10 protein-coding genes are annotated in these 13,599 nt (G+C 36.2%); 2 read left to right on the top strand and 8 right to left on the bottom strand.

Features of this window, described 5'->3' with window-relative positions; translation table 11 throughout:
• The first annotated feature begins 415 nt into the window (after nucleotides 1–415).
• Nucleotides 416–1,432 (top strand): GntR family transcriptional regulator, encoded by a 1,017-nt coding sequence (locus GVN22_RS04940; RefSeq protein ID WP_166549945.1) that lies wholly within the window; start codon nucleotides 416–418, stop codon nucleotides 1,430–1,432.
• A gap of 77 nt (nucleotides 1,433–1,509) precedes the next feature.
• Here GVN22_RS04940 and xylA read toward each other — a convergent pair whose 3' ends face one another.
• On the bottom strand, nucleotides 1,510–2,841 hold the full coding sequence (gene xylA / locus GVN22_RS04935; protein ID WP_166549944.1) for a xylose isomerase: 1,332 nt from the start codon (nucleotides 2,839–2,841) through the stop codon (nucleotides 1,510–1,512).
• Nucleotides 2,842–3,122: 281 nt separating this feature from the next.
• Here xylA and uvrC point away from each other — a divergent pair, with 281 nt between their 5' ends.
• Nucleotides 3,123–4,934 (top strand): excinuclease ABC subunit UvrC, encoded by a 1,812-nt coding sequence (gene uvrC / locus GVN22_RS04930; RefSeq protein ID WP_166549943.1) that lies wholly within the window; start codon nucleotides 3,123–3,125, stop codon nucleotides 4,932–4,934.
• Nucleotides 4,935–4,995: 61 nt separating this feature from the next.
• Here the strand turns inward: uvrC and gldN are convergent, their stop codons facing one another.
• From gldN to GVN22_RS04895, 7 genes are all read right to left on the bottom strand, one after another.
• A complete protein-coding gene (gene gldN / locus GVN22_RS04925; RefSeq protein ID WP_166549942.1) occupies nucleotides 4,996–5,907 on the bottom strand; it encodes a gliding motility protein GldN in 912 nt (303 codons plus the stop codon).
• 137 nt (nucleotides 5,908–6,044) lie between these two features.
• Complete coding sequence (gldM, locus tag GVN22_RS04920; protein ID WP_166549941.1) at nucleotides 6,045–7,631, bottom strand: gliding motility protein GldM; 1,587 nt, start codon at nucleotides 7,629–7,631, stop codon at nucleotides 6,045–6,047.
• Between the two features lie 93 nt (nucleotides 7,632–7,724).
• Nucleotides 7,725–8,522: a gliding motility protein GldL gene (gldL, locus tag GVN22_RS04915; RefSeq protein WP_166549940.1), complete on the bottom strand. Its 798-nt coding sequence runs from the start codon at nucleotides 8,520–8,522 to the stop codon at nucleotides 7,725–7,727.
• A gap of 220 nt (nucleotides 8,523–8,742) precedes the next feature.
• Nucleotides 8,743–9,891 (bottom strand): SUMF1/EgtB/PvdO family nonheme iron enzyme, encoded by a 1,149-nt coding sequence (locus GVN22_RS04910; RefSeq protein WP_166549939.1) that lies wholly within the window; start codon nucleotides 9,889–9,891, stop codon nucleotides 8,743–8,745.
• A 328-nt stretch (nucleotides 9,892–10,219) separates the two neighbouring features.
• Nucleotides 10,220–11,194 carry a type IX secretion system membrane protein PorP/SprF gene (locus tag GVN22_RS04905; protein WP_166549938.1) on the bottom strand — a complete coding sequence of 325 codons (975 nt, stop codon included), beginning with the start codon at nucleotides 11,192–11,194 and terminating at the stop codon, nucleotides 10,220–10,222.
• A gap of 323 nt (nucleotides 11,195–11,517) precedes the next feature.
• Nucleotides 11,518–12,303 (bottom strand): uroporphyrinogen-III synthase, encoded by a 786-nt coding sequence (locus tag GVN22_RS04900; protein ID WP_166549937.1) that lies wholly within the window; start codon nucleotides 12,301–12,303, stop codon nucleotides 11,518–11,520.
• Between the two features lie 46 nt (nucleotides 12,304–12,349).
• Complete coding sequence (locus tag GVN22_RS04895) at nucleotides 12,350–13,591, bottom strand: DUF4271 domain-containing protein (protein WP_166549936.1); 1,242 nt, start codon at nucleotides 13,589–13,591, stop codon at nucleotides 12,350–12,352.
• Between the last annotated feature and the right edge of the window lie 8 nt (nucleotides 13,592–13,599).

Raw genomic sequence — 13,599 nt, 5'->3', positions numbered from 1 at the left:
ACGATTAGTTACGATGTGCCTTTACTGTCTGGTGGTGACCTCCTTTCTTTAGTTTGAAACTGTGGATTTTTTTTAGTTTTTTTTGAATTACTTCAAAAATTAGAAAAATACAATAACAGAATAGTGAAAATGCAGTGTCTTCATATAATAGTGTTAGAAAAATACAAGTTCTACCGTGTTCTGTACTGTTCTATGAAGTAAAATTCTATATAATATTTTTTTCATGCAAATATTTCTTCATTTTTTTATAAAAAACTTATTAGTTTTACCACACATAATTGCTTTATCGATTGTCACACTTATTCTACTTAAGTTAATCGCACCACCAAGCAAAATTTTCATATCAGCAATTTCCTGACTAACTTGGTCTATTATCCATTTTAGGCACAAGGACTGGAATCATTTATTATTAAAGATGGGCAAATATTTACAAATAGAGCCAAACGCTCAAAAACCCAAATACCAACAACTCATTGATGATATCATTGAAAAAATACAGAATGGCACCCTACAACGTGGTGACCAACTGCCTACAATCAATGAAATCACTCAGTCACTGGGTGTTGCACGTATGACTATTATTAGAGCTTATGAAGAATTGAGAGAACGTGGGATTGTGGCGGCTCAACATGGAAAGGGATATTTTGTAGCGTCAACTGACGTGCAAACAACCATGCACGTATTTGTTCTATTTGATGCTATGAATGCTTACAAAGAAACGTTATTTCATTCACTCAAAGAAGCTCTCGGTGATAATGTTGCGATTAACTTATTCTTCCATTATCATGATTTAAAGGTCTTTGAGAACGTTTTAATCAACAATATTGGTAACTATAACTTTTATATTGTAATGCCTCACTTCAATGAGGATGTATCGCATATCGTAGGACAAATACCAAAGGAGAAGTTATTGGTTTTAGATATTGACATAGATGAGTTTGACAATGACTATGCAGTATTGTATCAAAACTTTGAGGAAAATATCTACTCTGGTTTGCAGGAAGCATTACCTCTTCTCAAGAAATACAAAGCTATTACGCTTTTTCTAAGTAAAAATCAGTTTCAATACACCCCTAATGGTATCACCAAAGGATTTAAAAGATTTACAAATGATTTTGATATAGACTCCCGTATTATCGACAACCTTGAAGTTGATTGTATTGAGGCAGGACAGGCTTACATTCTTTTTCTTGAAAGTGATATCATACGTTTTATGAATCATGTCAATAAAAAAGGTCTAAAATTAGGAGAAGATGTTGGTCTATTAACTTATGACGATACGCCTATCAAACAAATTTTGGGAGAAGATGGTATAACAACCATCTCGAATGACTTCCAAAAAATGGGAAAAATTGCAGGTAGAATGGTCAGAAATAGACAAAAAGGAAAAGTCGCAAGCCCATGCTCGCTTATTGTTCGTGGCAGTTTGTAAAAGTCACAAAAAATCCCTCTCACAAACGTAAGAGGGATTTTTCATATCCATTATTCTGTTAATACGAACTTTTACTTTTAGATGTATTGGTTAATGATATTTTCCAAAAGTTCTTGTTTGCCACTTGTACGAGCTGGCTCACCGTGTGCTAATGCAATATCACGCAAATCTTCTAATGTTAATTTACCTGCTTCGTATTCTGCTCCTTTGCCTGAATCAAAAGAAGCATATCTGTCTGCACGAATTTTTTTGTATGGTGACTTTGTCAAGATATTATCAGCAATTACCAAAGCTCTTGCAAATGAATCCATACCACCAATATGTGCAAAGAAAATATCTTCTAAATTAGTCGAGTTACGACGGATTTTAGCATCGAAGTTAATACCTCCTTGTGTAATCCCTTTTCCTTCTAAAATGATTAACATAGATTCTGTTAATTCATTTAAGTTGTTAGGGAATTGGTCTGTATCCCATCCATTTTGGTAGTCACCACGGTTGGCATCCATACTACCCAACATGTTGTTATCTACAGCTACTTGTAATTCGTGTTGGAATGTGTGTCCAGCCAAAGTAGCATGGTTTACTTCAAGGTTCAACATGAAATCATTTTCTAAACCGTATTCTTTCAAAAATCCAATTACTGTTGCTGAGTCAAAGTCATATTGGTGTTTAGTTGGTTCACAAGGTTTAGGTTCGATGAAGAATTTACCAGTAAATCCATTTTTACGAGCATAGTCACGAGCAATTGTTAAGAATTGTCCCATGTGAGCTAATTCACGTTTCATGTCTGTGTTTAATAAGGTCATATAACCTTCACGACCACCCCAGAATACATAGTTTTCACCATTCAAGGCAATTGTAGCATCAATCGCATTTTTCACCTGTGTACCAGCGTGTGCAACCACAGAGAAGTCTGGGTTTGTAGAAGCACCATTCATATAACGTGGATTAGAGAACACGTTTGCAGTACCCCACAATAACTTCACACCAGAAGCTGCTTGTTTTTGCTTTGCATAGTCAACAATTGACTGTAGGTTTGATTCGTACTCGCTCATTGAGTTTCCTTCATCAACTAAGTCAATATCATGAAAACAGTAATATGGAGCACCGATTTTAGTAAAGAATTCAAAAGCGGCATCCATTTTATCTTTTGCTCTGTCAACAGCACCCGCTTTTACATCCCAAGGAAATTGCTGTGTTCCTGGACCAAATGGATCTGCACCTTGTCCACAGAATGTATGCCAATAAGCAACAGCAAAACGCAAATGCTCTTTCATCGTTTTACCTGCAATCACACGATTTTCATCGTACCATTTGAATGCAAGAGGATTGTCTGACTCACGGCCTTCAAATTGAATTTTACCAATACCAGCGAAATATTCTTTATCGCCCAATGTAATGTTTGCCATCTTATAGGGATTGTTTTTTAGTTAGCTTTTTTGTTAAACAGAGACTCAACTGTTCTGTACTGTTCTGTTATTTTATTTTACCACGAAAATACAATTATATCTTTGAATCAAAAAATATTTAAACCAAATTAATTCTCGATTCTTATCGAATGGATATATTGCTAAGGATGAATGGATTTAGACCTACCTACTTTTGAGAATCACTCTCAAACATTTCTCTTTCATCGTTGATTTTTTAAGTAGATTTGTTGTTCTAGTTACTGTACAAAGGAATTAATTCTATGAGTGATTTTGATTATAAGGCCGAATTGGCCAAAGTTCCCGAAGAACCCGGTGTGTATCGATATTTTGATAGCGAAGGAACTGTTATCTATGTTGGTAAAGCAAAAAATCTTAAAAATCGTGTTAGTAGCTATTTTGTAAAATCAAACCAGCATGACCGAAAAACCAAAAGACTTGTTAGTCAAATTCGTAAAATCGAATTTACGATTGTTAATACCGAGTTTGATGCCCTACTTTTGGAAAATAATCTTATTAAAAAGTATCAACCAAAGTTTAATATCTTGTTGCGTGACGACAAGATGTATCCTTTTATTTGCATCACAAACGAACCTTTTCCTAAGGTAATTACCACACGAAGAGTTGACCGAAAACTGGGAACTTTCTTTGGACCATTTGCCAATCAAAAAGCCATGTATGCAATTTTGGAGATGTTTGGGCAGCTCTATAAGTTTAGAACTTGCTCTCTCAATCTTACTCCTTCTAATATAAATAATCGCAAATTTAAGGTTTGCCTTGAATATCATATCGGTAACTGTAAGGGTCCGTGTGAGGGATTACAACAGGAGGAAGAATATATCGCCGAAATCGACCAAGCAAAACATATCCTTAAAGGAAATTTGAGTTTACCTAAGGGGTATTTTGAGGAAATGATGCTCGCCGCAGCCTCAAAACTTGCATTCGAAGAAGCCCAAGAATTTAAGGAAAAGCTTTTGGTTCTAGATAAATTTCAAAGCAAATCAACAGTTGTCAATCCCAATATTAAAGATGTTGATGTGTTTTCAATTGTATCCGATGAGCAAACAGCATTCTTAAATTTCATGAAAATTACGAATGGCTTTATTACTCAAACTCAAACATGGGATGTGAAAAAGAAGCTCGACGAGCTAGATGAAGACATCTTGACCATGATGGTTTGGGAAATGCGTGATAAATACCAGAGTGAAGCAAAAGAAGTCATCACAAATATTCCGTTGGCGATTGAACTTAAAGGCGTTGAAAATACACTTCCGCAGATTGGAGACAAACGAAAAATTTTGGATATGTCTCTTAAAAATGTATTGTATTTTAGAAAAGAAAAAGCTGACCGACAAGTTGCCGAAGAAAGCGGTGGCGATCGTAAAATGCGTGTTTTGCTTACCTTAAAAAATGATTTACAACTCAAGACTCTTCCTAGACATATAGAGTGTTTTGATAACTCCAATATTCAAGGTACAAATCCTGTATCTGCCATGGTTTGTTTTAAAGATGGGATTCCTTCAAAGAAAGATTATCGCCACTTTACTCCTAAAACAGTCATAGGGCCAAATGATTTTGCAACGATGTATGAAGTAATCACGCGTCGCTATTCAAGACTTTTAGAAGAAGAAGCAGACTTGCCTGATTTAATTATTATAGATGGTGGAAAAGGACAACTTTCGGCATCGTGTGATGCGCTAAAAGCTTTAAATCTTTACGGAAAAGTTCCGATTATTGGTATTGCTAAAAGACTTGAAGAAATCTATTTTCCAGAAGACAGTATTCCGCTTTATATTGATAAAAAATCAGAGTCATTGAAGCTCATACAGCGACTAAGAGACGAAGCTCACCGTTTTGGTATTACCAAACACAGAGACAAACGCAGTAAGAATTTCATTATTAGTCAACTCGAAAATATTGAAGGAATTGGAAAGATAACAGCAACCAAACTCTTAAAACATTTTGGAACGGTTAGTAAGATTTATGAAGCTCCTCTTGAAGAATTAGAAACGCTATTGGGCAAAGCCAAAGCTAAATCACTCAAAGAACAACTCAATATCATCAATCCTGAATAATAAAAAAGGAGATTCGACATATCGAATCTCCTTTTTTATTACAAAATATCATGACTTGATTTTAGTATTCCCAAAGGTTATGCTCCATCTCCATTAGTTTATACTCTAATTGCTGAGACATTACCAATCCTTTTTTATCGCCACCATACATCTGAACCAAGTCTTTATCTTCTGGGTTACCAAACTTAATTGGGCGAGCACTAAACAAACGTAAATCAAAAGCATCTGCCATATTTTTATGCTGAGCTTCGTTTTGCGTGTTGTAGTAGATACAATTTGGATTACTACGGAACAATTTATCTAAGTCTTTATAACGAAACGACGCTACAGTTTTATCAAAACCAGCAGCAGTTTTGCTTGCAGGAATGATGATTGTAATTGCTTGGATATCAAAATACAATCTTGAGCGTTGTTTGTCAAAAACTGCATCTTCTTTGATTTCAAGAATAGTCAATTCTCTTGGAAAACGATAGTTTCCATTAGTAGCCACAACAGGTGCTGATTTTGAACCAGCTACTTTGTTATCACCAGCTTTTGGCTTAGGATCACCCCAGCCGTCGTCTGCACCACTACCTGAAGTTGCGGCTGATTCGTTACCAAAACCAGCAGCTTTTTCTTCAGCAGAAAGAGCTCCATCATTGAAATCTTCGTCGATTTCGAGATTCTTCATAAACTCTTCTTTTGAAAGTTTTCTTTTCAAAGAATCGTCTTTGTATGGTTGTAAAACACCACTCTGAACCCATTCAATCAAGTATTTAGTGATTTCGTTATTTTTAGAGAAAAACGGCTGATTTTGCTTTTCATTCAAATCCATTCTTCTCCACAAACGTCTCTTCCACATGATATTTGAATCATCAATCGGACGAACAGAATCTGGATTTTTTCCGTTGTTATCTTTTTCTTGCGCTGTTGCCAACGAGCAAGCTGCCAATGTTATGAGGGCTACACTTGCATATTTTACTAAATTCTTCATTTGAGTTAAGTCGCTATTAGTTTTACAATTACCAACCAAATTTCAGGAAAGAGGGTTGGCTTTTACCAATAAACCTCGAATTCTAAACGACAGATTATCAATATTTATTGAAATCAAACTAATATTTTATTCAGCAATTAGTTCAATGGAAGTACTTTCGCCATGTTATAAGGGATATTTTCAACGGTACCCTTAAAGTTTCTACGTTGTACTCCTCTCACTTCAATATAATATCTATCACCTGCTTGTGCTTGAGATGCTAAGCTTGAAACGTTAACAGAGCCACTACCAGTAGCATCACCTACTTTCTTAGTACCACGAGCCAACGCTACGTAGATTTCAGATACGCGAAACTGAGCATCCTCAGGGTTTGTTGACTTGAACGATTCATCAGCAAGGGCACGAGCCTCGATTGTACGAAGACCAGTTGCACTAGCGCCACGTTTTTCGTCAATTTCGCCACCATTACCATAGATTTTAACTTCTGGTCTTGGTACACGTCTTACACGGAAAGTTTCTTTACCCAACAACGTTCCTCCGTTTGTTACATTCAAAGTAACAGTAGCAGCACTCGGAACGATGGTAACTTTACCACGCTCTCCAGCAATTGTTTCACCACCATCAGCAGAGAAAGATGGATTCCACAAAGCACCCAAACCTGGACTTACAACACTCAAACGGTTTGCACAACCCAAATATAACGCAGGTAATGTAGCTGTTTCGATGTTATAGGTTGGTTTCAACACAAAGTATTCTTTTGTGATTGATTCTGTTTTTGGTCCTGTTGGGCTCATGTAAGATACAGAAGCTGTATATGATTTACGAGCTAAGCCATTTTTGTCATATTCACCACCAGCAGTTTTGAATTTGATTTGACCACGACCATCTTTTACTGGAAGTGCCGAACCGTTCAAGCTCATACGTGGAGTAAAACCACTTGAAGTAGCAGCAATAAATACCTCAGCCTCATAGTCCATACCAGCTACAACCGTATTAGCATTAGCAGAAACCTGAGCAAATACTTTGTCAAATTTCACCTCTTTTGCTCCTACTTTAGCAGCCAATTGACCTAAAACTTCACTTTCATAACGTCTAACTTCAGCTTGCTTTTGGCTCAAAGTTGCCAATGCTGCAGGTACCGGAGTTTGAGCAAAATTTAATTCTGCAAAGTCTTTATTTCTTTGATTAGCATCTCTCGAGGCAATTGGATCATCTTTAGCACCTAAAGCTAAAGCAGGAAACACAGTTCCCTTATCAGCAATAGCAGAAAGCTTGCTAACATAGTCTTCCATCGAAGAAGCCAACTGATAAGCAATGCCTTTCTTACCAGCACCTACCATCAATTGATACACTTTTTCTTCTTCTTTAGGGTTTTTGATTTGACCTGTTTCAGGGTCAATACCACCACCCGACTCAATTACTTTAGCTTTTGCTTCTTCAATTTGAGAAACTACAGCCTCAGCAATCTTATGTACTTCAGCAGCTTTGCGTGAAATATCTGCATAAGCACCAGGGTTTGGTAACTCTTTAATTTTTGAATCAATACCTTGGATTGTTCCTTTATTTTTCTCAGCTGCCGACTGGTTAGCCGTTTCCAAGCTGTTATTTAATAGCACAAATTTCTGTAAGAGGGCATCACTTACTTGCAATGCAAGCAAGGCTGTTAGCACCAAATACATCATCCCAATCATCTTCTGTCTGGGCGTTTCTTTTAAACCTGCCATCGTATATTATACTTGAGGATTTTAACATTTAAGAATGACTACTTTCGAAACTTACGTTTCTGTCTCTTTGACATTACAATCAGCTATTGGTTATTAGCCTTTCATAGCTGACAACATACTTCCGTAAACATTGTTCAAAGAAGTTAAGTTGTTTGTCAATTTAGCAAGCTCTTGCTTAAACTGTTGAGTATCCTTGCTAGCATCAGACATATTTTCCATAGCAGAAGTAAGATTGCCATAGAAGGTGTTCATCGCCTTCAAATGCTTATTTGTATCTTGTAATTCCAATTCATATACTGCATTAAGAGCAGACATACTTTGTGTGATTTTTTGGAACTGGGCACGGTAGTCTTTCGCATCTTGTGTAGCGGTAGACAATTCAGAAACAGCGTTTAGAGTAACACCATAAGCTTTGTTCATTTCGCTAACTGAAGCAGAAGCAGCTTTTACATTTTTAGCATATTCAGTAGTTGCAATGGTAGCATCTGAGATTTCGCCAATTTTTGAAACAGATTCAGTCAAAGATTTAAGACTTTTACCTAAGTTGTCGAATACCTCAGGAGAAACTTTTGCATTAGCTAATGCTTCATCCATTTTAGCTGTCAAACCAGAACCTCCAGTAAATGAACCACGAGAAGATGATTTTGGTAATTCTCCTTGGAAATCTTTTGATAATTCAGGGTAAACTCTTTCCCATTCATATTCTTTTTCAGGCTTAGCCGTAGCGTAAAGGATGGCAAAAAGGATAAAGATAGCAGCCTCTGTTAGCATACCTACCATTAGCATTTGATTGGCTCCTTCTAAGTGTAAGATTTTGAACAATGCTCCAACAATAACTACTGCGGCACCAGCACTGGCGATAACGTTAATAATTTTTTCTAAGCCCTTCATTTGATCTGAAAATGATTAAAAGTGGAATTTAAAATGTACAGTTTCGAGTTTTGTTTTTAAAAATTGAAAAAAACTAGAGTCTTTTTCGTAATACCTAAATCTAAAAATGATTCAAAAGTAGTTTTTCTTCAATATTACTTTATTCTTTATTTCAAAGCAAAAGGTAATCAGTTGTTGATGCACACTTTGCCCAAACAACTGATTACCTTTTGAAAATATTCTATCTAAATTCTTTTCCTGACGAACGACCCAAGTGCGTCATGGCACAACGGAAGCCGATGTAAGAACGTTTTTTATCTTCGTATTCATAAGAACGAGTACCTGTCTCAAGATAATAGGCAACATCTTTCCATGAACCACCTCTGATTACTTTACGTGGCTCGTCCTTATCGTCATTCAACGTGTTCAAGTCCCAAGTAATCGCTACAGCGTTATCAGAATAAGCATCAATACACCATTCCGCTACGTTACCAGCCATATTATACAAACCATAATCATTTGGATTGTAAGCATTTACAGGAGCAGTATAAGCATATCCATCCGAATCGTAGTTGCCTCTATGTGGCTTAAAGTTAGCTAACAAACAACCTTTTCCGTTTGCAACGTAAGGGTTACCCCAAGGATATTTCGCAGAAGCTTTTCCACCACGAGCTGCCCACTCCCATTCTGCTTCAGAAGGTAATCTAAAACGAGGAGAGATATACATTCCTTCAGCCGTACGGTAATCATTTAATGCTTTTGTACGCCATTCGCAGAAATACTTAGCAGCTCTCCAGCTCACACCTACTACAGGGTAAAGGTCAAATGCTGGGCTTGAGAAGTAATATTCTGTCATAGGGTCACCATTGTGATAGGTAAAGTCTTTACTCCATACAGTTGTATCGGGATAATATTCTGACATAATTTTCTCTTCTCCTAATACAGAAATAGAGTCTGTCAACATAGCTGTTGTAAATTGACGATACTCGTTGTTACTGATTTCTGTATCATCCAAGAAAAACTGTGCAACTGATACTCGTTTGTTAAAGTTTACAGATGATGAAACGATATCCTCATCAGCTTGACCCATCATATAAGAGCCAGAGGGAATTAATACCATTCCAAGCGGAGTAGTTTGTTTCCACCCTTTACGAGCGGTAGCAGCAACTTCTCCATTGACCATACCAATGTCGTCTTTTTTGCTGTTACGTCCCTTCTTACCTCCTTTTCCTTTCGAGGCAACTTCTCTACCTTTCCCACTTTTGCTTTTGCTACTTGAAGTCTTTCCACCTTTTTTACCAGATGAAGAACTACAACTATCCAACAATAGTACAGGAACAGCTAGTAGGATTAATAATAGAGTTTTCCTGAAAATTACACTGTAATTCATATTGATTTTACTTTTGCGATTGATACCTGCTTTGAAACGGGTAAATAATTCTCAAAATTGTAAGTGATATTGATTTTATTACTAATGGTACACTAGAAAAAGTTTCTTGCCTGAAATATATGGATGGCAGAAATTACTCAGAAGGCAAAATTATCTTTGTTAATTTTTCTTAAAACGAGCAAAAAAATAATTTAGTATGCTATCCAAGATAAGCAAAGTTAATAATTTTTTACCTAGTACTCTAATACAATATAGATTTGATTCACAAGCATCTGATTAGAAACAGTGCTTTTTTAAGCTTCTCCGCTAATTCAAGAGAAACTGAACCTTATTTTCTAAATCTTGGAGTCCTAACAGGCGCTTTTTTTCCTGCTAAAAGTTTAGGAGCCGGTAGCGAATAACTGAGCAATATTTCATGCGAGGTTGGGGCTTTGGCGGATGCTCCTCGCGTTGAGGTCAAATCTAACGAATAACCGATTCGTAATGCGTTATTTTGTAACAACGAAATTCCAGCAATAATAATGCCAGCATCATTCAAACGATAAGAGCCACCAAACCAGTATTTTTCTTGGTAGTTTAGCACAGCCCCTCCTTCTAAGACTTGCGATTTAAAGTCTGTTTTAAATAATGCTGTTGGGACGATTTCTAAATCTTCACTCAAGTAATAATTAATATTTCCATGAATATTAACCGTTTGAACCGCTTTGTTTGACAAACTTGCGATTCCAAAATTATATTCGGGCTGATTGACATGATTAAAGCTAGCACCTATCTGAAAGTTGCTACTTTTAAAAATGGCACCTACACTAAAATCAGGTTTACTTTGACTTACTCTGCCAGTCAAACCATCCAAAATGGGATCGTTCTCATCACGAGGGCGAAAGCTATTGTCATAGTTTTTGATATGAAACCCTCCGCTTGCCCCTAAAGATAATAAACTGGCATCAGAAAGTTTTAATTGAAATGAATAAGCAAGCTTTAAATCTTGGTATCCTGCACCTGAAGGAGTTTTGTCATTAACAAACGATAGACCAACCCCACTTCGAAGGCCATTGAGAGGCATGGACACGTTAAAAATTTGTGTTCCCAATGAGCCAGAACCATCTAACGAAGTTTGATAACCTGTCCACTGATTACGATAGTGTAGTTGAAATTTGAGCGCCCCATCAAGCCCTGCTGCCGCTGGGTTGATATACAAAGGGTTAAACATATATTGACTCAACTGAGCATCCTGCTGTGCGCGTGCAGGAAAAATCCCAATCAATCCAAAGGCTAATAAAATGAATAATAGTTGTTTCTGCATAATGTTCTTGAACTAGGTATGCTCGTACATCAATGTACTCAAATGATTAAGAGGCAATCGTTCATATAGCTTTTTTGCAATAGTTCAGAATACCCAAAACTTCTGCTTTCCCAAAACTAATAACAATTTCCAAATATTCACTACAATTTCTCTTTTCAGAGACAGGATTATTACAAAAATCGTTTCAGATTTTTTGAGAAAATTTTAACTGCATATAATCACGAGATATAAACGGTCGAACTAACGCTTTTGTTGTAGGTAAAACAAAAAGAGGTCAGACTTGCATGGCAAATCTGACCTCTCTAGTTTGGTAGTAAACTTTTTTACAATCCGTTTACTTTTTTAATGTATAATTCCAACGCACCCGACATAGACGGAGCGTTTGGAAGTGGAGCTTGAATATCCAAAATCAATCCAGCATCAGTAACGGCTTTTGCTGTCGTAGGACCAAATGCCGCAATACGAGTTTTATTTTGCTGAAAATCTGGAAAATTATCAAACAAAGATTTTATTCCAGATGGGCTAAAAAATGCTAAGATGTCATAGTATACATCTTCCAAATCAGACAAATCAGCTGAAACTGTTTCATACATTACAGCCTCAGTCAAATGTAGATCGTTTGTTCCCATAAATTCAGGAATGTCGTTACGACGCTTATCTGAACAAGGGAATAAAAACTTCTCACTTTTGTGCTTTTTAATCAACTCCAACAAATCTGCTGCGGTCTTTTGACCTGAGAAAATTTTACGCTTACGAATAACTATATATTTCTGAAGGTAAATAGCAGTTTGTTCTGTAATGCAGAAATATTTCATATCTGCAGGAACTTCAATACGTGCTTCTTTACAGATACGGAAAAAATGATCCACAGCATTACGGCTTGTAAAAATAATGGCCGTATGGTCTAGAATGTTGATTTTTTGCTTACGGAAATCTTTGAATGAAACGCCTTGTATCTCAATAAATGGACGAAAATCTACCTTAATATTGTATCTTTTTGCCAACTCAAAATAAGGTGACTTTTCATCAGTTGGCCGTGCTTGTGACACTAAAATGCTGGATACTTTGGTTAATCTGTCTGGATGTGCGTTTACTGTTGTTTCGCTCATGCTCAATGCAGTTAAACTTTAATGTGGTGATAAATGTTGAGGCCTATTATATGGCAAATCGTATCCCTACTATCAAGGGGATTAATTCAACGATGCAAAGATACGAAAATAAATACAGATTTTTTAACGGTGTCAGCTTATTTATCGTAAAGTAAATCAATATTAATCTTACGATAAAAAAGAATGAAATAGGTACAAACAGGATTTCTTGAGCATTTCGAAGTACGTCGGGGTAAGATACTGAGCAAAAACTTAATCCTATCGCCAACAATAAGAAAAATATACTTGAAGCCTGAATAACTTTAAAAAAGTGAATATTGGTGATATTCTCTAGTCGATAAAGGTTTGTCAAGATGGCCAATGCGATGTATTTTCCAATCAAAATAAAAAATACAACTATCCCTAACTCTAGAAAGTTGATAAAAAAGCCCATCAAACTCTCACTTTCTATCAAAATTGTACTGACAGAAAACAAATCGGTTTCTTCGTTTTGCACCAACATGATGATAAACGATAGCGTAAAACTCAGGTTGAGTACAAATAATAAATTGGCTAAATCGAAGGGCTTATTGATTACTAAAGAATCTTCCCGAAGGTTAATCGTAAGTAAATCTTTAATACTAAAATATCGGTCAAATGCCTTTGGTTGTATGTTATATAAAAAGGCGTAGCATATTGCCAAAAACAAAATACTTAGTATCAAATAATCCTGAAAAGGAGTTAGCTCTCTAGGAATTACAGTCAACAAAGAATCTGAGATTTGGATACTTTTCTCCACCTTCGAAACCTTATTTCCTACTAATACAGAGATGGCTTCAACGCTAGTATTGTTACCATAGAAAGTCAAAAATACTTTAGTCTTACCATATTTCTCTTTCAAACTATCAACATCCATAACGACCCATTGGTCTACAGGTAGCTTACGCTGCAAAGAAGCATTGATAAAAAGATAGTTTTCTTTACTCGAAAAATATAGCAGCTTATAGCCTCTGTAGTTTTCAGAATCAAAAAATAAGCTAAAAGAATTATAGTCTTTGTGCTCATTACGGATGTAAGGAACATAGGCTTTGTATTGTTCGTCAAATACCTGCCAATCATCATGGTAATCATATACCAAATAATAGGCATTGTTTGGACCCACATTGCCAGCCAACGAAGATGAAATAGAAGAAAGCAAGAACATTCCGATAAAGAATCCTTGCAACGGCATGAAGCACAAAAACCTGACAAATATCGATTTGTCAGGTTTTGCCGTATTTTGATAATATGAAGCGTTAACTTGTTGCAATACCGTGT

The sequence above is a fragment of the Cellulophaga sp. BC115SP genome, from assembly GCF_009905545.1.
GTDB lineage: Bacteria > Bacteroidota > Bacteroidia > Cytophagales > Spirosomataceae > Flectobacillus > Flectobacillus rivi.
The sequence above is the reverse complement of the archived record's forward strand: the minus strand, read 5'-3'. Positions and strand labels throughout refer to the sequence as shown.